This window comes from Psychrobacter sp. Cmf 22.2, from assembly GCF_001921745.1.
Classification (GTDB): domain Bacteria; phylum Pseudomonadota; class Gammaproteobacteria; order Pseudomonadales; family Moraxellaceae; genus Psychrobacter.
On sequence record NZ_MRYA01000002.1, the window covers coordinates 237766 to 261448 of the forward strand.

Sequence of the window (23683 nt, forward strand, 5' to 3'; positions counted from 1 at the left end):
TTTGCGCTAACCAACAAATGGTAAATCAATAACAGTCTTCTAGTGTTTTATTTAACTGGCACATTGTTTACTATTTAATGCCTTATAAATCAAAGCATTGTGAGATAAAGTCTTTAAAGATTAGATATCATAAAGTTGCATTGGTCATCTTGATAGATTGTCTTAATACGAGCATCCCGCCCATCAAAATAACCACCACTAGAGGTCTGTATGTTGCGAATTGTCGATGAAGCCTTAACCTTTGATGACGTTTTATTGTTACCAGCCTATTCTGAAGTCCTGCCAAAAACTGCCAACTTGTCTACGCGTTTGACCAAAAACATCACGCTCAATTTACCGCTGGTATCTGCTGCGATGGATACGGTAACTGAGTCTGAGATGGCAATCACCATGGCTCAGCTAGGCGGGATGGGTATCTTGCATAAAAGCATGGATATCGTCAAACAAGCCACGCAAGTACGCCGTGTCAAAAAGTTTGAAGCAGGTACGGTGGTTGACCCTATTACGGTACATCCTGAGATGACTATCGGTGACTTATTAAAGTTGACCCAAGATAACAACATCTCTGGTGTGCCTGTGGTAGAGAAGGGCACAGATAAAGTCGTTGGTATCGTGACTCATCGTGATTGGCGTTTTGAGACTAATTTATCATTGCCTGTTAGCCATATCATGACGCCAAAAGAGCAATTGGTCACCGTTCATGAAGGCGAAAGTAATGAAAATATCAAAAAATTACTTCACGAGCATCGTATCGAAAAGGTCATCGTTATAGATGACGAGTTTCGTTTGCGCGGTCTAATTACGGTTAACGACTTTGCCAAAGCCGAAAACAATCCCAATGCTTGTAAAGATGATCAAGGTCGCTTACGTGTTGGTGCCGCTGTCGGTACAGGCGCAGATACGCAAGCGCGCGTTGAGGCATTAATCGACGCTGACGTAGATGTTATCGTGGTAGATACAGCTCATGGTCACTCAAAAGGAGTGGTGGATAAGGTTTCTTGGATCAAGAAAAACTATCCGAATGTGCAGGTTATTGGTGGTAATATCGCAACGGGTGATGCGGCCAAAGCATTGCGTGATGCAGGTGCTGATGCAGTTAAAGTAGGTATTGGTCCTGGCTCTATCTGTACGACGCGTATTATCGCTGGTATCGGTGTGCCGCAAATCTCAGCTATCGATAATGTCGCTAGTGCCTTGCAAGACAGTATTCCATTGATCGCTGATGGGGGTATTCGCTATTCAGGCGATATGGCAAAAGCCATCGCTGCTGGTGCGTCTTGTATTATGGTAGGCTCGCTTATGGCTGGTACTGAAGAAGCGCCGGGCGAAGTGGAGCTATTTCAAGGCCGTTATTATAAAGCGTACCGCGGCATGGGCAGTCTTGGCGCAATGTCAGGGTCAAATGGTTCGTCAGATCGTTATTTCCAAGATGCCAAAGATGGCGTAGAGAAGCTCGTGCCAGAAGGTATCGAGGGCCGTGTTCCTTATAAAGGTCCAGTCGCTGGTATTGTCAATCAATTGGTCGGTGGTCTGCGCTCATCAATGGGTTATACAGGCTCAGCAACCATCGAAGATATGCGTACCAAACCGCAATTCATCAAAGTCACCTCAGCGGGTATGAAAGAGTCGCACGTCCATGATGTACAGATTACCAAAGAAGCACCAAACTATCGTGTGGACTAAACTGGCGTATTAACCAAATTATTGCTTTAAATATTCATTCTTTGATATATAATGTCTTAGAATACAACAGTCAACAATGCTCGTGTATTGTTGGCTTTTTTTATAAAATAAATTTAGTGGACAGACTATCATGCCTAAAGGCGTTTGGATTCTGTTATCGCTAACAGCTAGCACAAGGATATAATCATAATGAGCTATTTTGGCACCGATGGTATACGTGGAAAATTTGGACAACTACCTATTACACCAGATTTTATTTTAAAATTGGGCTATGTAACAGGACGGGTGCTTATAGAGAATAATGATAATCCTAATCGTAAACCTAGTGTGGTCATCGGTAAAGACACCCGTCTTTCAGGTTATGTGATTGAGGGAGCACTTCAAGCAGGCTTTAACGCAGCAGGCGTCGATGTACATATGCTAGGTCCGCTACCCACGCCAGCTATTGCGCATATTACTCGTAGCTTTCATGCTGATGCTGGTGTTGTGATTTCAGCCTCACATAATCCTTACTATGATAACGGTATCAAGCTGTTTTCAGGCGATGGCAAAAAGCTAACTGATGAGATGCAAGATGCTATCAACGATAAATTGCAAGCGATGATGAATCCTACTAACGACGACTTACTGATGCCTATCATAGACCCATCGCAGTTGGGTAAGCACACTCGCATCAATGATGCTACAGGCCGCTACATCGAATTTTGTAAAGGAACTTTTCCTTATCAATATGATCTGAGTCATTTGACTGTTGTCGTAGATTGCGCCAATGGTGCAGGCTATAGTGTCGCTCCAAGAGTCATGCGTGAGCTTGGCGCTACTGTAATACCTATTAATAATAAACCTGATGGTATCAATATCAATGCCGACTGCGGCTCAACACATCCTGAAGGTCTGCAAAAAGCGGTTTTAGAATATGATGCAGACGTTGGCATTGCACTAGATGGAGATGGAGACCGTATCGTCATGGTAGACGAAACGGGTAAGCTGGTTGATGGTGATGGCATCCTATATGTGCTTGCTACTCAAGGACAGTCACGTGTCAAGGGGGTTGTTGGAACCTTGATGAGTAATATGGGCCTAGAGCTTGCACTACAAAATGCAGGAATTGAGTTCACTCGTGCGAAAGTCGGTGATCGCTATGTTATGCAAGAGCTTGCCGCCAATGATTGGTTATTAGGCGGTGAGCCATCAGGGCATATATTATGTTTAGATAAAAGCCGTACCGGTGACGCTATTATTGCAAGCCTGCAAGTACTTGCCGTTATGCAATCAGAGGGCAAAGCATTAAGTGAGCTAACAGAAGGGTTTGAAATCTTACCGCAAAAGCTTGTCAATGTTCGCTTGAATCAAATGCAAGATCCTTATGAGCAAGAAGAGTTGGTGCAAGCTTTTGATAAAGCACAAGCTACTTTAGAAGGTCGAGGTCGTCTGCTTATTCGTCAATCAGGTACAGAGCCTATGATTCGGGTGATGGTCGAGTCAGATGATGAGATTGAGTGTGATGTCATGGCCAATGACTTGGCAGATAAAATCAAAGCAGTATTGGGTTAACCGTTTAATATAATATCTTAAGATAAGGGTGCAGCATGAGCATGGACTTTACTGATCAGCGTTTATCATATGAAAAAGGCAGTCTTGATCAACAGTCAGTACCGGCATCACCGTTTGAGCTGTTAAAGACTTGGATGAATGAGGCGATAGAGCAGCAAGTACAAGAGCCGTATGCTATGAGCTTAGCAACGTGCGGCGCGGACAATAAGCCTAGTGTCCGTATCGTCCTTATGCGTGAAATCACTGAGAATGGCGTAGTATTTTATACTAACTACGAGAGCGCCAAGGGTCAGGACATTGCAGAGAATCCAAATGCTGAGGTACTATTCTTTTGGCATGAGCTTGAGCGTCAAATTCGTATTGGTGGTAGCATTGCTAAAATAGATGCTAATAAATCTGCTGCTTACTTTCAAAAGCGTCCGCATGATAGTCAAGTAGGTGCGTGGGTCAGTCAACCACAAAGCGGTGAAGTGGCCAATCGTGAAGTAATGGAACAAGCGTTTGAGGCGCTTCAAAATGACTATCCAGAAAACAGCCAAGTACCAACACCAGAATTTTGGGGTGGTTACGAGATTACTATTCATGAGATAGAGTTTTGGCAGGGTCGTGCCAGTCGCATGCATGACCGTATTGTCTATACTCGTGATGGCAATGAAGCAAATAAAAAGGACGCTAGCTGGTCTACCAAGCGCTTATTGCCATAAATTCTCATTCTGTCTTATAAATAAAAAGGAGCCCAATTTAATTGGACTCCTTTTTTTGATGACTGTTTTTAACGATGGTTTATAAAAACCAATCTTACATACAAGAACCTATTTAGTTTTGTACTGATTCATCATGCTCGGCCTCAAGTCGCATAGCGTTTTGATAGCTCTCAATGCCAGCAAGCTGTAATGCATATTGCTTAATGTGAGGATAATCCTCCAGCTGCTTACGCTTAGCCAGCATAATCAAATCAAACGATAGCATAAAGTCTGCACCACTTAGCTTATTGCCAACGATAAACGATTTACCTTCGATTTCGTCATTTAAATAGCTTAACAGTTTGTGCTTTTCAGCACCAATATAGCCATTCAAAAACTCATTGTCAGTGATGCCGGCTTTATTAGTAAACAACTCAAGCAATAAAGGCACCATGAGCGAGCTCTCAGCAAAATCTATCCACTGTAAATAATGCCCATAGTCACTGCTATCTGTAGCAGGACGCAAGCTATCAGGTGCAAAGCGCTCAATTAATAATTGGGTAATCGCTCCTGATTCTGCATACATCACCCCATCTATCTCGATAACGGGCGACTTACCAAGTGGATGTACTGCTTTAAGACTATCTGGTGCCAAATTGGTTTTGGCATCACGTTGATAGCTGACAATCTCATAAGGTTCGCCAAGCTCTTCTAAGAGCCAAAGCGTACGTAACGAGCGCGATTGATTAAGATGATGTAAACGAATCATAGTATTGGCCTTTATTGCTTAGTTTGTGGTGTTAATCATCAAATGCTATTAGCCTTTAAGCTTGGTAATCAAATGCTTGGCTGCTTCTTCTGATGAGGCTGGATTCTGACCTGTAATGAGCAGACCATCTTCGACCACAAACGACTCCCAATCAGCGGCTTTCTCATAGTTGCCACCGTTGGCTATCAGTGCATCTTCTACTAGGAATGGCACCACATCGGTAAGGCCAACCGCTTCTTCTTCTGTATTGGTAAAGCCAGTAACGGTCTTACCTTTCACTAGGTACTCACCGTCAATCTTGACGTTTTTAAGTGCTGCAGGAGAATGACAAACAAAAGCAACAGGTTTGTCTTGCTTCACGAAAGTCTCAATCAAATTGATAGAGTTTTCATCAACTGCCAAATCCCATAATGGGCCATGACCACCAGGATAGAATACTGAGTCAAAGTCTTCCGCTTTCATATCAGCAAGTTTTTTGGTATTGGCAAGATGCTTTTGCGCATCGCTGTCTTCTTTAAAACGCTTGGTATCTTTCGTTTGCGCGTCTTCAGTATCGCTACTAGGATCAAGGGGTGGCTGACCGCCAGCAGGAGAGGCGAGTGTCACATTGACACCAGCATCAAGAAAAGCATAATAAGGGGCTGCAAATTCTTCTAGCCAAAAGCCAGTTTTCTTACCCGTATCGCCCAATTCATCATGTGAAGTTAGTACCATTAAAATATTCATAGTTGTCCTTTTTTATTGAAGTGATTTTTAAGTGATTGGTGTTTAGCAGTCACGTTTAAACAACCATACTTAATCGTTATTTGTATTAACGATGACTGCTAGCCGTATTCATGTAACAGTATTCATGGTAAAGATGTCATTTTCAGTAGTTGTCTTAACCAATTGTGTTGTTAAGTCGTTATTTACCACTGACTTGAATTTCGTCAACAAATACTGATTATTTAACGTCAGCTACTTTGACTACTGTTTTACCGAAGTTATCGCCATTTAGCATACGAACAAAGGCATTTGGTGCATCGTCTAAGCCTTCAGCGATGGATTCTTTAGTTTTCACATCACCTGACTCTACCCATTTGCTCATGGTTTTGAGGAACTCTGGGAAATGATCGCCATACTCTTCAAAGATGATAAAGCCTTTGATGGTTAAACGACGGCTCAGAATATTGCCCATCAATACACCTAAACGATCCTTGCCATCAGGCAGTTCAGTCGCGTTGTACTGTGAGACCAGACCACATACTGGGATACGGGCATGAGCATTTAATAACGGCATGACCGCGTCAAATACTTTACCACCGACGTTTTCGTAATAGATATCGATACCATCTGGGCAGGCGGCTTTTAACTGCTCAGCGAAGTCATCCGCTTTATGGTCAATACAGACATCAAAGCCAAGCTCATTAACGGCAAAATCACACTTGTCTTTACCACCAGCAATACCAACGGTACGGGTACCGTATTGATTACCCACTTGACCAACCGTTGCGCCAACGGGACCTGTTGCGGCAGCGACGACCAGCGTCTCACCTTTTTGTGGTTTACCGATATCAGTCAAACCCATATAACCGGTAAAGCCGGGCATACCGAGTACGCCTAAACCATAGGAAGGGTTTGGCATATCTTTATCTAATTTCAGCACGCCTATCCCATCACTGACACTGTAATCCTGCCAGCCTGAATTTGCTACCACCAAATCACCGACAGCAAATTTATCAAGGTTAGATTTAACGACTTGAGCAACGGTTGCGCCCATAATGACATCACCAACCTCTAAGGGGTCAGCATAGCTTTTGGCATCGCTCATGCGGCCACGCATGTACGGGTCTAATGACAAATAGACGGTACGTAGCAGCATCTCATTGTCATTTGGCGTCGGGATATCGCTGGTTGTCATGTCAAAGTTTTCAGCTTTTGGTTCGCCAGTAGGACGGCTGGCCAATTTAATTTGACGGTTTGTTTCTTGATTTTGCTGTTTATCAAAGCTCATTTTAATAATCCTTTTTATTTATTGATTTAAGATTTTAGGCGGCGCTGCTTAACGAACGCTCTAAGATACGACGTGATACTTCTAAGTCATTGTTACCATGTTCGCCCAGTTTTACCATGTTATGCGCTTCAAGCTGCTTGATGATAGGGTCAATCGCTGACTCATCTAATTGGGCATCTGCTAAGCTAACTGGTAGGCCAAGGCTACGGAAGAAGTTCTCAGTCTTAACAATAGCAGTCTCAATGATGCTGTCTTCGTCTTGTTTTGTATCAGTATTGCTATCGATGGCCCAAACGTTACGTGCATATTGAAGTAACTTGTCTTTTTTGCTTTCTTTGAGCTCGCGCAGTACTGATGGTAATAAAATAGTAAGGGTGCGGGCATGGTCAATGCTATGTAATGACGTTAATTCATGGCCAACCATGTGTGTCGTCCAATCTTGTGGTACACCAGTGCCAATTAGGCCGTTAAGCGCCATGGTAGCTGTCCACATAATATTCTTACGTGTTTCTAGATTCTCTGGATCATCTTTAACCGCTGCGCCTTCTTCAATCAAAATCTTAAGTAAGCTCTCAGCAAAGGCATCTTGTACTTTTGCATTGAATGAATAAGTCAGATATTGTTCCATTACATGGACAAAGGCATCCGCAACACCGTTCATTACCTGACGTTCAGGTAATGTGAGGGTCTTAGTCGGATCAAGAATTGAGAACTTAGGGAAGACTAGTGGACTACGGAAAGGAAGTTTTGCTTGGCGCTCACTATGGTTGACCACGCCGCCATTGTTCATCTCAGAACCCGTCGCTGGAATAGTTAGCACGGCACCTAAATCGACAGCAGTGTCTATGTTTGCACAGCCGCTAAGTAGTGCATCCCATGCTTTTTCACGTGAGACGGTGCTGTCATCTTCGTTAAGTGAAGATACGAGTGCGACAAATTTACTACCATCAATGACTGACCCACCGCCAACTGCCAATAGAAAGTCGATATTGTGTTCATTGACCATATCAGCAGCTTTGAGCAAAGTATTAAACTCTGGATTTGGTTCGATACCGCCAAACTCAAAGACTTCGCGACTACCACTCGCTGCTAGCGCTGTCCTAACTTCGCCTAAAGTACCAGTGCGTTCAGCGGAACCGCCACCATAAGTAATCAGTACTTTTGCATCGTTAGGCACTAGGTCTGATAGTTTCTCAATTTGGCCTTCACCAAAGACAATACGTACTGGGTTGTAATATTGAAAATTGTTCATAAGATTCCTAAAATTCATTGGGTATGTATGGATTGTGCGTATAGTTTGCAAAAGCGAATAAGAAAATTATCCAAATCGTTTTTGCGTATGTGGGCATTCTACACGAATTAGACCGGTCGTCTAGTAGTGTTTACAAAACTCTCGTATTTATAATTTATGTGAAACTGATTATAAAAATGAGAAGGCGAAAATCTTCGCGCAGAACTTAGGGTGAAAGTCTAATAGCACATATGCTGTTAAGCGCTACTTAGATTATTTTGAGAGTGGCTTAGTTAGAACTAGAGTTAGGTGACCGGAGACAAGTAAAGAAACCTATCAAAAGATAGTAGATTTTAAAAATATTTTTGCAAAATCGAGGTTAAGTATAGAAAAGAGCTAGGTATAGAGCAAAGAGCCGCTATTAGCGGCCCATCTCAGTAGTCGTCATTTGCCATACTTCTGCAAGTGGTGTATTGGTTTGACTAATTTTAGCAATCAAGCTTGCACCAAGCCATGCAAAGTACCAACGCTTTGCTACGCTTTCGGCAGCGATATTATCGAGTTGTGGTACAGAGTTATCTGCCCAGCCCGCTTTGATTTGTTCGGCAAGCCAACTGATGGTTTGCTGGTAACCGGCGTAAAGTACTTTACGCATGGGCTCTGACATATCGGCAACCTCCGCACTAAGCTTAACGACCAAGCATTTTTCATGATCACAGCCATTTTGCTGGGTGTCATACCAGCTTTGAAAGTAATCATAAAGCTTTTGCTGCGCGCTGATGTCTTGTGCGCCAATAGTCTCAAGACGTTTCTTATACTTGGTAAAGTAATGATTGATAATAGCTTCACCAAACGCTTCTTTTGAAGCGAAGTAATGGTAAAAAGACCCTTTAGGGACGCCTGCCGTGTCTAGTATCTGCTTGATACCGACAGCAGTAAAGCCCTTCTGCGCAATCAGTTGGTAGCCTATCGCTAGGAGGTGAGCCCTAGTATCTAATGGAGCAATATTTGATGGTTCAATATTTGATGGTGTAGCAGTTTTAGTAATAGACATAAAAGTTATGTTCTCCTTAGAACACTATTCTTTAGTTTTATAATTATATTAGTATAAGAATTTTGAAATAAGATATCAGGTCATAGCGCTTAAAAACATTGCGTAGTGCCATGTAGTGCTATATTACATGAGTATAATTTTATAAAAGTTACGTTTTATCAACAATGTTTAAAGCTGAAGCAGTCTTGTTTCGTTTAACTTCTATGTTACCATTAGACCAGTCGTCTAGCAAGCTTAGCTTCTGACTCAATAGCTTTATCATCTATATAAGGTATATAGTCTAGAATCTTGCTAGCGCTTTTTTATGATTTTCGCAAAATATTTTATAAAGAATAATTTGAATTAACATCACACTAATAATTATCACAACTAATTAAGGATAGTAGTTATGACAACCAATAATACTGATAGCAATAACAACGCTTATAGCGACTTTCATTTGCAGTATATTGCAGGTGAGTGGCAGAGCGGACAAGATGACAGCATCAATACTGATATCAATCCATATAATGGCGACACGCTGGTCGAGATTAAACAGGCTACCAGTAAGCAGCTTGATGAAGCCTATCAAGCGGCAAATGCGGCACAAAAAGAATGGGCGCAAAAGACACCAGCTGAGCGTGCCAGTTTAATGTATAACGTCGTCAATATTTTAGATCAGCGTCAAGATGAAATAGTCGATTGGCTCATCAAAGAGTCGGGCAGTACGCGCATTAAAGCAATGGTCGAGTTCGGTAGTGCGCGTGCGATCACGCTTGAAGCTGCTACTTTTCCTAACCGCATGCATGGTGAGATTCGTCCATCGAATACGCCAGGCAAAGAGAACTTTGTCTACCGTGAGCCAATCGGGGTCGTAGCGGTTATTAGCCCATGGAACTTTCCGTTACACCTTACCCAGCGCTCTATTGCACCAGCGCTCGCACTTGGTAATGCGGTCGTACTTAAACCTGCCAGTGACACACCTATTACGGGGGGCTTATTGCTCGCCAAAATATTTGAAGAAGCGGGTCTGCCAAAAGGATTACTCAACGTCGTCGTTGGTGCTGGTAGTGAGATTGGTGATGCTATCGTCACGCATGATATTGCAAGTTTTGTCTCATTTACTGGTTCGACCTCAGTCGGCAAGCATATTGGCGAGCTGGCCAACGGTGGCGATTACCTCAAACAGGTCGCGCTTGAGCTGGGCGGTAACAGTCCATTTGTGGTATTAAAAGATGCTGATATCGAGCAAGCGGTAAAAGCGGCAGCCTTTGGTAAGTTTTTGCATCAAGGTCAAATCTGTATCGCTATCAATCGTATTATCGTTGAAGACGAGATTTATGATGAATTTGTAGAGCGTTTCTTAGTGCACGTCAAGACTTTAAATGTTGGTGATCCAAGTAAACAGGACACAGCAGTCGGTCCAATTATCAATGAAAAACAAGTCAAATCACTGAAAGAAAAAATCGCTAAAGCACAAAAAGAAGGTGCCAACATGATTTTGAGTGGTGAGATTAAAGGTCAAGTAGTGCCGCCGCACATTTTTACCGAAGTGACTCGCGAGATGGATTTATCGTGTAATGAAGTATTTGGACCAGTGGTCGGTATCATCCGTGCTAAAGATGAAGACGATGCATTGTCGATCGCCAACGCTTCTATGTATGGTTTGTCTAGTGCTGTATTTACATCGGACATGCAAAAAGGTCTGCGTTTTGCCCGCGGTATCAGAGCTGGCATGACTCATATTAATGATATCTCAGTCAACGATGAGAGTAATGTACCGTTTGGCGGTGAGAAAAACTCAGGTATTGGCCGCTTCAATGGTGAATGGATACTCGAAGAGTTTACCAGAACGCATTGGATATCAGTACAGAACGAACCACGTCAGTATCCATTTTAATAGCATTAGGTCTCATTGAGACAGATGAAAAAGACCGCTCCAATAGCGGTCTTTTTGTGCGAGTCTTGCATCTAAACATCAGTCATCTTATATATGGCAGTGCTAATGAGAATGAAAACCTAGCAGAGCGCCAATCTCTTCGACAGTCATATTCCTGACGAGTGCTTGCTCTTCTACTGATAAGCGATTGGTATGTTCTTTTATCATCGTATGAATGCTACGAGAGATCTCAGAGGTCGTCGCATAATACATTTGTGGCTGCTCTTTTGTAAGGATCATCAAAAACTTATTGACGATTTTGCGCTTTTCTTCCGGTGCATTTTCTTCAGTCATAGTATTCTCCTAGAAGTGAACCATTTAAGCAGTCAAGCTTATGACAGTCAATGCTAGGAGTGTAATGTCCATGATGAAGGAGCATTAATGTTCATAGCTATTCATTGTATAATTTATAAGATTCATATAGTATGAATCTTATAAATATTTTTTTATATGACTGAGAAAGTAGTTATGCAATCTATCAATTTGCCTAGTAAGCCGCCAAGCTCTCCGCACTCTATTCTGAATTTAAGCTTTCGCATATTTTTTAGTGGTGCGGCATTGTTCGCTATCATAACGATGGCGTTATGGGCATTTGTATTTACCGGTCATACTGACATAGAGGCACAGGAGCTAAACCCACTATATTGGCACGGTCATGAGATGATTTATGGTTATGCCTTGGCAGTGGTGGCGGGGTTTTTGTTGACAGCGGTAAAGACTTGGACAGGAGTGATGATGCCACATGGCTATAAGCTACTGGCTATTTTTACTTGCTGGCTTTTGGCACGACTTAGCTGGTTTGCTTTTGGTTTTGGAATGACGGTTGCGGGTAGTAGTGTACCGTTATTACATGCTGCTGCAATTTTTGATTTATTGTTTATCGGCTCGATGGCTTTTGTTATTTTTCGAGCAGTATTGCAAGTCAAGCAATATAAGCAGATGGGTATATTGGCAAAGCTGGCTTTATTAACTTTAGGCAACGGATTGTGTTATTGGGGTATTATCAATGCTGATATGAGTACGACTAAAATAGGTATTTACTTAGGTTTTTACTTAATTATCGGCTTGGTATTGACCATTGGCAGGCGCGTTGTACCATTCTTTATTGAACGTGGTCTTAGCATAACAAATTCTGAGGGCATTAGAGAAACGGTGAATTTGCGTAATAACAAAGTACAAGATGTCGCCAGTCTGTTATTTTTTTTAGCTTTTTTTATCGTTGATTTGTTTTATCCTAATAAGTACTTGCTTAGCATTACAGCGCTTGGGGTAGCAGTAGTCAATATCGTGCGCCTAATTGGTTGGTATCATCACGGTATTTGGCAAAAGCCCTTATTATGGTCGCTATATATTGCGTTTATGGGCATGTGTCTAAGTTTCTTGTTGTACGCGCTGCAACCATGGTTAGGTTACGCCCACAGTATTGCTATGCATGGGTTAGCTATTACAGGTGTTGGGATGATGACGGTCGCGATGATGACGCGGGTCTCACTTGGACATACAGGGCGCAGTATTCATAAGCCGCCTAAGACCGTAAATATTATGTATGTCTTGATGGTATTGGTATTTGTTAGTCGAGTATTATTACCGCTCGCTGATATGAATCATTATCTGCTATGGGTTATGATCGCTCAGGGTGCATGGATTGCCTGCTTCGTACTATTCTGTATCAGCTATCTACCGATGCTCGTACGTCCTAGACCTGATGGTTTATTTGGGTAAAGAAATGTGGAGGTTAAAGGTTCACCAAGAAGGTCTAATTAATAATTTTAGGACAATCAAGGTTTAGATATATTTAGTCAATTTCAAAACCGGTACAGTAGCACAGCGATAGTAGGCTATCGACTTTATTTTGAACTGACTATAGCTAAGACTGATTTAGATAAATTCTTGAAATGTGATTTTGAGAGAAAGTTTTAAGTAATTTAAATTAAATAGGGACGTAAATTTATGCGACTGACCAATTATAGTGATTATGCACTGCGTTCGCTGATTTATCTAGCAGTAAGACCAGAACCTGAGATGCTAGCAAATATTAGTGATATTGCAGACAGCTATCATATTTCTAAAAGTCATTTGACCAAGATTATTCATCAATTGGGCCAGCTTGGCTATATAGAGAGTGTGCGCGGCAAAAATGGCGGTATTCGTCTGGCTTATGAGCCAAAAGACATAAATTTGGGTGTGTTGATCAAACAGATAGAGCCTGACTTTGATTTGGTGGAGTGCTTTGCCACAGTGAGAAGTAATAGTCAAAAGCCTCGCTCAGAAGGCTTACCGATTACCTTTATTAGCGAAGAAGACAATAAAGCTATAGGTTGTGTGATTACGCCAGCATGTCAACTTAAAGGCATATTTTTTGAAGCGCTAACAGCATTTATTACCGTTCTTGAAAAATACACCTTGGCAGATGTTATTGATAATAAAGAGGAGCTAAGTCAGTTTTTATTTTCATAGAAGCGAGATAGAAAAGATATAAAAACGTTAAAAGGGTTCAAAACCAGCGACACTAGATCACAACTTTTGAGCCCAAATCTTAAGCATTTAAATTTATCATTCTTTGAACAATCAATAATTAAATTAGTAATTAAAATTAATGACTAATTAGTGATTAAGCTGCTCTACCTTACGCGAGCCTTGTGGCTGAATAGGGCGGTTATTGCCTTCATACAGATCAGACATAATCGCAAACTGATCACTAGCGAGGGTTAGTGGTTTTTTACTGACAAACCATTGTACTTCTTCTGAACATGGCGGCGTCGTGAGCGAACCATCGTAATGATAGAAGGTAGGCATCACAGGGGCTAAAGCAGACAAGCCTACGCCATTAGCCGTGTATTCATCGTCGTTTTGAGTGGTCAGCTCAGTACCATTTAGTAACACCCGTAGCGCGTCATTGGCCTCACCAATTTGCAGCATGACACCCACTACAGCAAGATTGCCTTCGCTATTAGCGTGCACAAAATGGATCTCGCCAGGATAGCTCTGACTGCCGAATTGATGCTCGCTTGGGGTATGGTAATGAAACTGCTTGAGCACATAGCGTTCGTTCTCTACCATAATAGCGTTGTCTTCGGTCGTTGGCGTATAGACGACTGTATGTCCATTGTCATGAATGCGAATGTTGGTCGATTGAACATAGTTAATGACGGGCGCAGCTGAGCTACTGGCAGTCACTTCTTTGATATTAATAGGTGATTGCTGTTTACCAATCTTGCAAGCACTAGCGCCTTCGACATCACCCCAATACTCTGGACCTGTATTACCTTCGTATGACCACTTAGGATGATGGACACCACCATTGCCTTGCGGTGTCACTACGGTCACATTGGCATCAGTAGGCTGATCTGTCAAAGCCTGCTGATTAGAAGTACAAGCAGAAAAACCTAAAGCGCTTACTGCCAGCACAGCAGTCGCTAAATAATGACGATTCATATTATAGTCCTTTTTATAGTCAAAATATCCATGTTACCGTTAATTCAAAAGTGAATGAACGATAAGGTATGTCTGTTAAAGCTTAAAAAATTAAGACTTCTCAAGCTTAGGGCGTGCTTTTTCAATCGCTTTTAATAATGCCTTCTCAAACCCACCAACTTCAAATGTGATCAAGCTTGAGTGGGCAGCACAGAAATTATGGGCATCGCGCCATTGATGAGCAAGCTCGGTCGCCCAGTCGCAATATTGTTTGCCAGCGTCTGGCTCATCTTTAAGCGCTTGCTTGGTTGTAGGATGTAAGAGGAGCTCAGGTAATACCGCCTCAAGCACCTTTGCTGGTGGGCTCATAAAAGTATCATCTACATGCAAACTTCTGCTGGCAGGATGGTAAGCCAATAACGAGCCTGCATGAATTTTCTCATTAGGAGAGATATAGTAGATGCCTTGAGATAAAGAAAATTTGAGCTCCGGATAGCGTTCGGCTACTGCATTGCTCTCTACTAAGTCATCTGCCCATGGTATTTGGGGTACTTGTTTATGATGACGGCTACTTCCATAAAATTCGGCTAGCGGAAAATCTTTTGCCATTTGGACGCAATGTACGGTATGAAAAGGATGAAGGTTCAACACAGCTTCGACATCTTGGCCGTCATTGGTCAATGCCATAACTTGATCTCGTACATCACCAGTCAGCTCGTAACTGTCCAAAAAGACAAACTTGCCTGACTCTAACCGTACGAGCGAGCACTGGGTACCTATGTCAAGTACACCGCCTAGACGAAAAGATCCACGTATGTTCCAAAAACCTGCGCCTAAATTGTAAATTTTATCTGCCATGAACAATATTCCTTAATAATGGATGATTTATAAAAATATTAAATTAAAAGGTCAAATTAAAAAGTTGAGGAGTTAAATTATACTATGCTTCAAGCTCAGGACGCGCTCTATCGATAGCAGAGAGTAGAGCTGCCTCAAATCTGCCTTCTTCAAACTTGACCAAACCTGAATGCGCGCCACAAAAATTGCGTACGTCACGCCACTTATGCGCCAGCTGAGTTGCCCAATCGCAATACTCTTTACCCGCATCAAGCTCATCTTTAAGTGCTTTTAGAGTTGTTGGATGTAAGCCTAAGTCAGCTTGCATGGTATTAATCAACTTTGAAGGTGGAATCTCAAAAGTATCATCAACATAGATGCTGAGACTGGCTGAATGGAATACTAGAAGTGAGCTGGCATGAACACTTTCATCAGGTGCGATATAGTGAATACCTTTAGGTAAAGAAAATTCAAGCTCGGGATAACGCTCAGCGACAGTGTCACTTTCGACCAAATCATCACTCCATTTTACATTCGGGACTTGCTTGGGATGGCGGCTGCTGCCGTAAAAGATCGCTTGCGGAAAGTCTTTTGCCATCTGCTCACAATGAACAGTATGAAAGGGATGAACGTTCAGCACCGCTTCGACATCTTGGCCGTCATTGGTTAATGCCATTACTTGAGCGCGTACGCCATCTGTCAGAGTGTAACTGTCTAAGAAAATAAAACGACCAGATGAGAGTTTTACCAGTGCGCACTGAACACCTATGTCTAGTATGCCGTTTTTGATAAATGAGCCTCTGATACTCCAAAATCCTGCCCCTAAGTCATAAATCTTATCTTCCATTGTTTTTATTTCCTGTTGATTAATAAATGCTCAAGTCATTATTTAGACAAGAATCCCATGACTGCCGTCACAGTTTTTCAGAGATTATGAACTCAAGGTTTGCCAAAGTCTGTTATAAAAGGGAAGTGGAATGTATAGATAGTTTAAATTAGCACCAGCTAAGCAACTATAGTAGAACATAGTAGAGTTATAACAATGAACAAACGGTTTTAAAGAGTTTAAAAATTATGTATTGAAACATTTGGTAGGCAATACTTGACAGTATGTACTAGCAATTGGTATAAAGCATCTACCTAAACGAATATAGACAGACAAATGCCTACATCATCAGACTCAAACCTTAAGCAGATATATGTTAAAGATTATCGCTCTCCGCAAGCGGCGATAGACTATGCTAAGTCTATCGGTGGCGCTCGGATTATATTCCCTAATGGCGACTATCCTTGTAGTTTGGTGATAGATAGTCCGAATATTGAGCTCTTTAGTGATGGTAATACCATTTTACGTGCAAAAACACCTTCTACTGTCGTCGATGTAAAGACAGGCGGAGTAAACTTCGTCTTAGATGGATTCGACATACGAGGTCAGACCTTGCGAGATGAGCTTACCTCTAACAGAAATGGCACGCACAAAAACACCAAAGCTCTGCACTGTATACGCATTCAAGAGCGGGGTGCTCGTCTCAAAAATTTTAAGACAAGCGGAGCAAGGTATGATGGTCTTTACCTAAAGTATGATGGTCAGATTGATTTTGAAGCTCAGGACTTCTTAATTGGATCAACGGCAAGAAATCCAGTAACTATCGTTGCAGGACAAGGGTTTCGGTTTACACGTGGTAAAGTTAGTATTGATAATAGGTTTACATCAAAACAAGGTAAACTGATAAGCGGTCTGTATTTATTTGACTGTGAACCCAACAATATCAACGATAAATATCGTGGTATTAAGTTTACAAACGTGATCTTTGAAAACGCGGGTACAGGTTATGGCAATAATCAGGTTATATTTCAAGACACCAACATAGGTAATTCAAACGATTTGGGCGTGTATTTTGAAGACTGTCAATTTATTAAAGCGGGCGCAGCGACAGGCTCTGCTTATGTACGCCTAAAAGCTGACACAAAGTTAAAGGAATTTAGCAATATTCACTTTAAGAGTACGCGCCATCAGTTTAGAGCAATGGCAATTGCAGGAGGTCGTGAGGTATTGCTCAAAAACTCAACGTTTGAAAATATGATTATTGACGAGCAAAATTTAACATTTGCCATCCGATTGTCGACTGGCTGTAAGGTCGTAAATATAAAAACAACCGCAAACAAGCCTGTGAAGTTGCTTTTGGATAAGAAAAGTAATGTCAAAGTTATAAATGTCGCAGGATATTAAGATCATGGTACTGGTTTATAAGTACTGATTGATAGGTACTGACATACAACTACTAATTCATACAAGCCGCAGTCAGCGGCTTTTTTTGTGTTTTAAGATAAGTCAACTATGCAGTGATTTTTTAATGGCTCTCGTAAGTCACTTATGTAGTGAGGATTGAATTGTCGTTAGTAACTCATGAATAATAATACTGATAACTAAATTAATTTTCACAAAAATGTAGAAATGACAGTGTAAGCAACCAATTAGTGGAAAACAAGCACTATGTATATTAATGCGACAGGTGATGTCGTAGTAAGTTGAAGGGCAGTAACTTGGGTACCAAAATTACATAACATTTTGCATCTTAAGCCTAACTGTCAGTGTGATAACATGATGTCCTTTTCGTTAATATAATTTTAGACTTGGACATTTATATGTTTATAGTCTGTTCCTACCATCCGTGTCGATAGTCATCGTACCTTATGATAATCATCGCGCTTAATATAGTCAGTATCCTGTGAATCATAAACCAAACAACGCTTTATCCATCCATAAAAAACAAGATGATGCTAAGTCCAATGGACTTATGAAATCAGCAAATAAAAATATCTCGCAGCCCAGTCCGCCTTCTTGGGTTTTGAAGCTAACCGTCGGTTTGATTGGGATGTTTGCTTTTTTGCAAGTGTATTCTATTCAAGCGGTCTTACCTGTACTAATGCTAGACTTCAATGCCACCGAAGTACAAGCAGGTATGGTCGTTGGTGCGACAGTGATGGCGATTGCTATCATGTCGCCATTTTTGGGCATGTTATCTGATGCTGTAGGGCGCAAATCATTTATTGTTGGGGCTTTATTATTTTTGGCGATACCGACAGCGCTTATAGCACAAAGCCCAGATATTGGCTGGATGGGTTTGTGGCGTTTTATGCAAGGCTTGTCCGTACCTGGTATTACGGTAGTGACGATTGCTTATATTGGTGAGGAGTTTGAAGGACGAGCAGTTACCGAACTGATGTCATTTTATGTCTCAGGTTCGGTACTTGGCGGTTTTTTGGGACGGTTCTTGCTTGGGCATTTACATGAGTTTATGGGTTGGCGTCATGGCTATTATGTGATGGCCGCAATGACGCTTATAGGTGCAGTATGGGTGGGTAAAATGCTACCATCGTCGCGTCAGTTTGAGGCCAATCCAAACTTTCGCTCAGCCATGCAAACACTGGGTGAACATCTGACCAATCGTTACGTAGTGACGGCTTGCTTACTTGGTGCTTGTGTGTTGTTTTCTCTCGTAGGCTGCTTTACCTTTATCAATCTGCATCTGGCCAAGACTCCATATGAGCTAGGTACTGGACAGCTTGCCAATATCTTTGCCGTCTATCTGATAGGCGTCGTCATTACCCCGTTATCGACCACACTGTTGCGTCGATTTGGTTCAGCACGGACAGTGCGAGTAGCTGTCATAGTATCTATGATAGGAGTGCTGTTAACTCTAGTGACACCATTATGGGGAGTGGTTATTGGTCTTGCTATTATGTCATCTGGTGTCTTTATCACCCAATCTGCGACCATTAGTTACATCGCAGTCAATGTCAAGAAGGGACGCAGCTTAGCCTCTGGTCTGTATTACATGAGCTATTACGCGGGCGGTACAATAGGAGCATGGCTGTGCGGTATTGCTTATGGGCGCGGAGAGTGGACAATGACAGTATGGCTGTTATTAATCCTGCAGATTCTTGCATTATTGATAGCGAGCTTTGGCATGGTTAAAACCAAGCCTCGTACTGCATAAGTCTTATACTCTTAAAACAACTATCTGCTAACACAATGTGATAAGTAGTGGAACCATTATCCTCGAATGCTGAGTATTGTCATGCTTACGTGCGCACGCTTTACATAGCACTGGTTTTTTCTTACTATCAATAAATGATTGAGTAAAAGACAGCTTATCAAAGAAGTCGATACGCTGAATAAAAATGGGCTCTTACCAAAGCCATCGTTTATTTAAAAATATAACTATTACCGTACTCAATTATTTATATTTATAAACAGTTCACAATAACGACAAACAAGGAAGTCTCATCTATGTCAAATATTTACAATAGTGCACCGTCGGCTTATGAATTTCCATTACTTATTAAACAATTACTAAACCGTGCCAAAACCGTATCATTGGATCAAGAAATTATATATGCGGACAAAAAGCGCTTAACGTATAAAGATTTATTTACTCGTATCAATCGCTTAGCCAATGTCTTAGCAGACTTAAATCTCAATGCAGGTGATGTGATAGCTGTCATGGACTGGGACAGCCATCGCTATCTTGAATCGTACTTTGCTGTGCCTATGTCGCAATATATTTTGCAGACGGTCAATATTCGCCTGTCACCTGAAAAGGTTCTTTACACCATCAATCATGCCAAGCCAAAGGTACTAATGCTGAACTCTGAGTTTGCGCCTTTGGTCAAAGACTATCAGTTTGAGAACTCAAGTATTGAGCATATTATTTGGCTTGATGATAATGGCGTGTCGCATGAAGGCATCTTTGGTAGCAATCAAAGTCGTGTAACGGGTGAATATGAGGCGTTATTAGCAGCAGCCGGTGATGAGTTTGATTTTCCGGATTTCGATGAAAACACGATAGCCACAACTTTTTATACCTCAGGGACCACAGGCGATCCAAAAGGCGTATTTTTTAGTCATCGTCAACTGGTCTTACATAGCTTGGCAGAAGCAGCATCACTGGGTATGTTGCCCAATAAACAAGGCGTCAGCTACGGTGATGTCTACATGCCAATGACACCGATGTTTCATGTCCATGCTTGGGGTTTCCCATTTACTGCCACTATGATTGGACTAAAGCAAGTCTATCCAGGACGTTATGCACCTGATACTTTGTTAGATCTAATCATTAATGAAAAGGTAAGTATCACGCATTGCGTACCGACAATATTGCAAATGGTACTTAAAGAGGCACAAGATCGTGATGTCAGCTTCAACGGTCTAAAAATGATTATTGGTGGCTCAAGGTTGACGGAAGGTTTAGCCAAATCCGCATTGGCGCAGGACATCGAGGTATATACAGGTTACGGAATGTCAGAGACTGCACCATTGATCAGCTTGACTGACTTTAGCCTCAATGAGCCTGAGATGACTGAGGAAGAAGACATTAATCGTCGCTGTATGACAGGTAAGCCCGTACTTATGGTCGATGCACAAGTCTGGGGTACAAACAATGAGTCGGTAGGCGTTGGTAAAGAGAACACAGGTGAGCTAGTGCTGCGTGCGCCTTGGCTGACTCAAAGCTATCTAAAAAATGATGATGCAGGCAAAGAGCTGTGGGAAAATGGTTATATGCATACTCAAGACATCGCTTACGTTCGACCTGATGGTTATATAAAAATCACCGATCGTCTCAAAGATGTCATCAAGTCAGGCGGCGAGTGGATCTCATCATTGGAGATTGAAACCATTTTATCATTGCATCCAGCAGTGGCCGATGTGTCAGTCATTGGTGTCCGTGACAAGCAGTGGGGAGAGCGTCCCTTGGCGTTAGTAGTCTTAAAGCCTAATAAGCAAGATACTAGTGCTGAGGATATTATGGCGGTTGCAGAGCAAGCAGTTAGTAAAGGTATTATTCCCAAATATGGTGTGCCAAGCGAATTTAAGTTCGTTGATGAGCTACCTAAAACCTCAGTAGGGAAGCATGATAAAAAGGTAATGAGAGAGATGTATGCCGATCAGACACAGGTGTAATATCTATCAGTTTATATGACCTCATCATAGTTTATGAGCGAAACAGTTGACCTTTATTGTTAGCTCTGTTACATTTTAAACCGATATCCACTAAACCGATACACTATGTATTGTTTTTGTAGGTATCGGTTTTTTGTTTTTGGCAAGGATAGCCAACATAATAATAGCCAATCAGTTATATAGATATGCAGTATTATTTTTATATGATACAAAGCTACTATTAAAATCCATTCGTCATTGCATATATTATAGTTGTGTCGTTGTACACTTCGTTTACGCTAAGGATAGCCAATATGAGCGAGCAAACCGTCAATCTAGCTTCTAATCAAACCTTCAAAAATACCGACGCCTCTGTGCAAGATTCCACTTTTGCTGATATTTACAGTGATTCGATAAATGATCGAGAGCAGTTTTGGGCAGACCAAGCCAAACGTATCTACTGGCATAAAGAGCCTGAGCAAATTCTTGACGACAGTAATCTACCGTTTGCTAAGTGGTATGTCGGTGGCGAAACCAATCTTTGCTACAATTGTGTAGACCGTCATATCCCCGAACGGGCTGAGCAAGATGCTTTTATTTGGCTCTCATCGGAGATCAATCAAGAACTGATAGAGACTTATCCTGCAGTCGTTGATGCATTTAAAGACTTAGGAAACAACGTTGAGTTTTATACTGATTATACTAAGCGTCGTTTGACCTATAATGATCTTTATAAAGAGGTCAATTACTTCGCAGATGTGCTGCAGCGTCATGGTATCGAAAAGGGCGATCGTGTCATCATTTATATGCCGATGATTTTGGAGGCTGCCTATGCCATGTTAGCTTGTGCTCGTATTGGTGCGGTGCATTCGGTCGTCTTTGGTGGCTTTGCGGCGCATAACCTCGCCATTCGTATGGATGATGCCGAAGCAAAAATGGTCATCACCGTCGATGCTGGTCTACGCGGTGGTAAAGTAGTCAATTATAAAAACCTTGTCAATCAAGGGGTTGAACAAGCAAACATAAAACCTGAGCATGTGTTGGTGGTCAACCGTGGGGTGTTGCCATTTAAACCACAAAATATTGATGTGGATTATGCAACCCAGCGCCAAATCAGCTGTGAGGCCAGCGCTGTGGTTGAGCCAGTTTGGCTAGAGTCAAATACTCCCTCTTATCTACTTTATACCTCTGGCACCACAGGTACGCCAAAAGGTGTGCAACGTGATACGGGCGGTCATGCAGTAGCACTCACTACCTCGATGGATTATATCTATGATGGCAAGGCGGGCGAGACCTTTTGGGCGATATCAGATATCGGCTGGGCGGTTGGGCACTCTTATACGATTTATGCGCCATTATTGGCTGGTATGACAAGCGTAATGTATGAAGGCTTACCGCATCGTCCAAACCCCGGTATCTGGTGGCGAATTGTCGAAGCAAATAAGGTCAACATATTATTCACCGCGCCGACTGGTGTGCGTATGCTCAAAAAGCAAGATGAGACTTGGATGACGCGCTACGATGTATCAAGCGTTAAATCGTTCTTTTTGGCAGGTGAACCCCTTGACGAATCAACGGCCAATTGGCTGACTAAGCACTTAGGTGTGCCAATTTTAGATCATTATTGGCAAACAGAGTCTGGCTGGCCAATTTTGAGCAACACCCCAAAGTTTGATCACAAACCGCACAAACAAGGCTCACCCGGTTATCCAATGTATGGCTATGATGCTCATGTTATCAATGAAGAGACGGGCGAGCCTTGCGCTGCTGGCGAAAAAGGCCTATTAGCGATTAGCGCGCCACTGCCGCCGGGTTGTCTCACGACGGTATGGCGTAATGATGAGCGCTTTATGAGTAGCTACTTTGGTTTGTTCGATGGTAAGCAATACTCAACCTCAGACTACGCGGTAACCGATGAAGATGGCTATTTTTATATCTTAGGACGTACCGATGATGTGATTAACGTTGCGGGTCACCGTATCGGGACCCAAGAGATTGAGGAGGCAATCAGCACCCATCCAGAGATGGCGGAGTGTGCGGTCGTAGGCATTCAAGATGAGTTGAAAGGGGAGTTGCCTATTGCCTTTTGTGTGCTAAAAGATCATGAACAAGTCGCGACGACCGAAAACCGCTTTCGCATTGAGCAGCAAGTCATCGGTGCGGTGGTAAAATCCCTTGGCGGTATTGCAAGACCTGCAGCGATTTATTTCCCGCAAGCACTGCCAAAGACCCGCTCTGGCAAAATCCTACGCCGTGCTATTCGCGCACTAGCAGAGAATAAGCCCACAGGCGATATGTCAACGCTTGACAATCCAACTGCGATTGATGCGATTAAGCAGTCTATGAAAGACTATTGATTAATATGAAGGGTTAATCCGTATTCGCTAGTTGTGAATAACTATCTTAATATTGCACAAAAGCTCATGAATCGTCATGGGCTTTTTTTTATTTGATCAATAGGTGTATCTGTCAACGTAGAGAGTTAACGTTACCAAAATTTTAATAAAGCCCTTGACCCTAAAAATGTTTTATTGCTATAGTCAATAACGATACGAAATAAATCATTTTAAAATAAAGCGTTATTGAAAGTAGTCCATCACACT

Annotated in this window: 19 protein-coding genes; 10 read left to right on the forward strand and 9 right to left on the reverse strand. The window is 42.1% G+C overall.

Annotation, left to right across the window (positions count from 1 at the left end; genetic code table 11):
* Positions 1–210 precede the first annotated feature (210 nt).
* From guaB to pdxH, 3 genes are all read left to right on the forward strand, one after another.
* A complete protein-coding gene (guaB, locus tag BTV98_RS05195) occupies positions 211–1683 on the forward strand; it encodes an IMP dehydrogenase (RefSeq protein WP_058368540.1) in 1473 nt (490 codons plus the stop codon).
* A 189-nt stretch (positions 1684–1872) separates the two neighbouring features.
* Positions 1873–3237, forward strand: coding sequence for a phosphoglucosamine mutase (gene glmM, locus BTV98_RS05200; RefSeq protein WP_058368541.1), 1365 nt, complete (start codon positions 1873–1875; stop codon positions 3235–3237).
* A gap of 41 nt (positions 3238–3278) precedes the next feature.
* Positions 3279–3941, forward strand: a complete 663-nt coding sequence (pdxH, locus tag BTV98_RS05205) for a pyridoxamine 5'-phosphate oxidase (RefSeq protein WP_075103242.1) — start codon at positions 3279–3281, stop codon at positions 3939–3941.
* 112 nt (positions 3942–4053) lie between these two features.
* On the opposite strand, the gene BTV98_RS05210 is transcribed toward pdxH, so the two are convergent.
* From BTV98_RS05210 to BTV98_RS05230, 5 genes are all read right to left on the reverse strand, one after another.
* Positions 4054–4689, reverse strand: coding sequence for a glutathione S-transferase family protein (locus tag BTV98_RS05210; RefSeq protein WP_075103076.1), 636 nt, complete (start codon positions 4687–4689; stop codon positions 4054–4056).
* Positions 4690–4737: 48 nt separating this feature from the next.
* The gene (locus BTV98_RS05215; RefSeq protein WP_075103077.1) at positions 4738–5415 is read right to left on the reverse strand and encodes a type 1 glutamine amidotransferase domain-containing protein; all 678 of its coding nucleotides are present in this window, start codon (positions 5413–5415) and stop codon (positions 4738–4740) included.
* 217 nt (positions 5416–5632) lie between these two features.
* Positions 5633–6682, reverse strand: coding sequence for an NADP-dependent oxidoreductase (locus BTV98_RS05220; protein ID WP_058368546.1), 1050 nt, complete (start codon positions 6680–6682; stop codon positions 5633–5635).
* A gap of 34 nt (positions 6683–6716) precedes the next feature.
* Positions 6717–7934: an iron-containing alcohol dehydrogenase gene (locus BTV98_RS05225; protein WP_075103078.1), complete on the reverse strand. Its 1218-nt coding sequence runs from the start codon at positions 7932–7934 to the stop codon at positions 6717–6719.
* 400 nt (positions 7935–8334) lie between these two features.
* Positions 8335–8967: a TetR/AcrR family transcriptional regulator gene (locus BTV98_RS05230; protein WP_075103079.1), complete on the reverse strand. Its 633-nt coding sequence runs from the start codon at positions 8965–8967 to the stop codon at positions 8335–8337.
* A gap of 388 nt (positions 8968–9355) precedes the next feature.
* Here BTV98_RS05230 and BTV98_RS05235 point away from each other — a divergent pair, with 388 nt between their 5' ends.
* Positions 9356–10846 carry an aldehyde dehydrogenase family protein gene (locus BTV98_RS05235; RefSeq protein WP_058368548.1) on the forward strand — a complete coding sequence of 497 codons (1491 nt, stop codon included), beginning with the start codon at positions 9356–9358 and terminating at the stop codon, positions 10844–10846.
* Positions 10847–10948: 102 nt separating this feature from the next.
* On the opposite strand, the gene BTV98_RS05240 is transcribed toward BTV98_RS05235, so the two are convergent.
* Positions 10949–11179: a hypothetical protein gene (locus BTV98_RS05240; protein WP_058368549.1), complete on the reverse strand. Its 231-nt coding sequence runs from the start codon at positions 11177–11179 to the stop codon at positions 10949–10951.
* 174 nt (positions 11180–11353) lie between these two features.
* Between BTV98_RS05240 and BTV98_RS05245 the strand changes: the two genes are divergently transcribed.
* Both BTV98_RS05245 and BTV98_RS05250 read left to right on the forward strand, forming a co-directional pair.
* On the forward strand, positions 11354–12607 hold the full coding sequence (locus BTV98_RS05245; protein WP_058368563.1) for an NnrS family protein: 1254 nt from the start codon (positions 11354–11356) through the stop codon (positions 12605–12607).
* Positions 12608–12835: 228 nt separating this feature from the next.
* Positions 12836–13342: an Rrf2 family transcriptional regulator gene (locus tag BTV98_RS05250; RefSeq protein WP_058368550.1), complete on the forward strand. Its 507-nt coding sequence runs from the start codon at positions 12836–12838 to the stop codon at positions 13340–13342.
* A gap of 147 nt (positions 13343–13489) precedes the next feature.
* Here BTV98_RS05250 and BTV98_RS05255 read toward each other — a convergent pair whose 3' ends face one another.
* From BTV98_RS05255 to BTV98_RS05265, 3 genes are all read right to left on the reverse strand, one after another.
* Entirely contained in the window at positions 13490–14320 is an 831-nt protein-coding gene (locus BTV98_RS05255) for a carbonic anhydrase (protein WP_075103080.1), read from the reverse strand.
* Positions 14321–14410: 90 nt separating this feature from the next.
* A complete protein-coding gene (locus tag BTV98_RS05260) occupies positions 14411–15157 on the reverse strand; it encodes a hypothetical protein (protein ID WP_075103081.1) in 747 nt (248 codons plus the stop codon).
* 82 nt (positions 15158–15239) lie between these two features.
* Entirely contained in the window at positions 15240–15983 is a 744-nt protein-coding gene (locus BTV98_RS05265; RefSeq protein WP_075103082.1) for a hypothetical protein, read from the reverse strand.
* Between the two features lie 315 nt (positions 15984–16298).
* On the opposite strand from BTV98_RS05265, the gene BTV98_RS05270 reads away from it, so the two are divergent.
* The 4 genes from BTV98_RS05270 (at position 16299) to BTV98_RS05285 (ending at position 23437) form a co-directional block, all read left to right on the forward strand.
* Positions 16299–17366 (forward strand): hypothetical protein, encoded by a 1068-nt coding sequence (locus BTV98_RS05270; RefSeq protein WP_058368553.1) that lies wholly within the window; start codon positions 16299–16301, stop codon positions 17364–17366.
* A 568-nt stretch (positions 17367–17934) separates the two neighbouring features.
* Entirely contained in the window at positions 17935–19137 is a 1203-nt protein-coding gene (locus BTV98_RS05275) for an MFS transporter (RefSeq protein WP_058368958.1), read from the forward strand.
* A 293-nt stretch (positions 19138–19430) separates the two neighbouring features.
* On the forward strand, positions 19431–21101 hold the full coding sequence (locus BTV98_RS05280) for a fatty acid--CoA ligase (RefSeq protein ID WP_058368954.1): 1671 nt from the start codon (positions 19431–19433) through the stop codon (positions 21099–21101).
* A 293-nt stretch (positions 21102–21394) separates the two neighbouring features.
* Positions 21395–23437, forward strand: a complete 2043-nt coding sequence (locus tag BTV98_RS05285) for a propionate--CoA ligase (protein ID WP_058368953.1) — start codon at positions 21395–21397, stop codon at positions 23435–23437.
* Positions 23438–23683 lie beyond the last annotated feature (246 nt).

What these genes read in the sequence shown, in the direction of transcription:
- guaB (WP_058368540.1), top strand. Translation starts at nt 211, where the DNA reads ATGTTGCGAATTGTCGATGAAGCCTTAACCTTTGATGACGTTTTATTG.
- glmM (WP_058368541.1), top strand. Translation starts at nt 1,873, where the DNA reads ATGAGCTATTTTGGCACCGATGGTATACGTGGAAAATTTGGACAACTA.
- pdxH (WP_075103242.1), top strand. Translation starts at nt 3,279, where the DNA reads ATGGACTTTACTGATCAGCGTTTATCATATGAAAAAGGCAGTCTTGAT.
- BTV98_RS05210 (WP_075103076.1), bottom strand. Translation starts at nt 4,689, where the DNA reads ATGATTCGTTTACATCATCTTAATCAATCGCGCTCGTTACGTACGCTT.
- BTV98_RS05215 (WP_075103077.1), bottom strand. Translation starts at nt 5,415, where the DNA reads ATGAATATTTTAATGGTACTAACTTCACATGATGAATTGGGCGATACG.
- BTV98_RS05220 (WP_058368546.1), bottom strand. Translation starts at nt 6,682, where the DNA reads ATGAGCTTTGATAAACAGCAAAATCAAGAAACAAACCGTCAAATTAAA.
- BTV98_RS05225 (WP_075103078.1), bottom strand. Translation starts at nt 7,934, where the DNA reads ATGAACAATTTTCAATATTACAACCCAGTACGTATTGTCTTTGGTGAA.
- BTV98_RS05230 (WP_075103079.1), bottom strand. Translation starts at nt 8,967, where the DNA reads ATGTCTATTACTAAAACTGCTACACCATCAAATATTGAACCATCAAAT.
- BTV98_RS05235 (WP_058368548.1), top strand. Translation starts at nt 9,356, where the DNA reads ATGACAACCAATAATACTGATAGCAATAACAACGCTTATAGCGACTTT.
- BTV98_RS05240 (WP_058368549.1), bottom strand. Translation starts at nt 11,179, where the DNA reads ATGACTGAAGAAAATGCACCGGAAGAAAAGCGCAAAATCGTCAATAAG.
- BTV98_RS05245 (WP_058368563.1), top strand. Translation starts at nt 11,354, where the DNA reads ATGCAATCTATCAATTTGCCTAGTAAGCCGCCAAGCTCTCCGCACTCT.
- BTV98_RS05250 (WP_058368550.1), top strand. Translation starts at nt 12,836, where the DNA reads ATGCGACTGACCAATTATAGTGATTATGCACTGCGTTCGCTGATTTAT.
- BTV98_RS05255 (WP_075103080.1), bottom strand. Translation starts at nt 14,320, where the DNA reads ATGAATCGTCATTATTTAGCGACTGCTGTGCTGGCAGTAAGCGCTTTA.
- BTV98_RS05260 (WP_075103081.1), bottom strand. Translation starts at nt 15,157, where the DNA reads ATGGCAGATAAAATTTACAATTTAGGCGCAGGTTTTTGGAACATACGT.
- BTV98_RS05265 (WP_075103082.1), bottom strand. Translation starts at nt 15,983, where the DNA reads ATGGAAGATAAGATTTATGACTTAGGGGCAGGATTTTGGAGTATCAGA.
- BTV98_RS05270 (WP_058368553.1), top strand. Translation starts at nt 16,299, where the DNA reads ATGCCTACATCATCAGACTCAAACCTTAAGCAGATATATGTTAAAGAT.
- BTV98_RS05275 (WP_058368958.1), top strand. Translation starts at nt 17,935, where the DNA reads ATGAAATCAGCAAATAAAAATATCTCGCAGCCCAGTCCGCCTTCTTGG.
- BTV98_RS05280 (WP_058368954.1), top strand. Translation starts at nt 19,431, where the DNA reads ATGTCAAATATTTACAATAGTGCACCGTCGGCTTATGAATTTCCATTA.
- BTV98_RS05285 (WP_058368953.1), top strand. Translation starts at nt 21,395, where the DNA reads ATGAGCGAGCAAACCGTCAATCTAGCTTCTAATCAAACCTTCAAAAAT.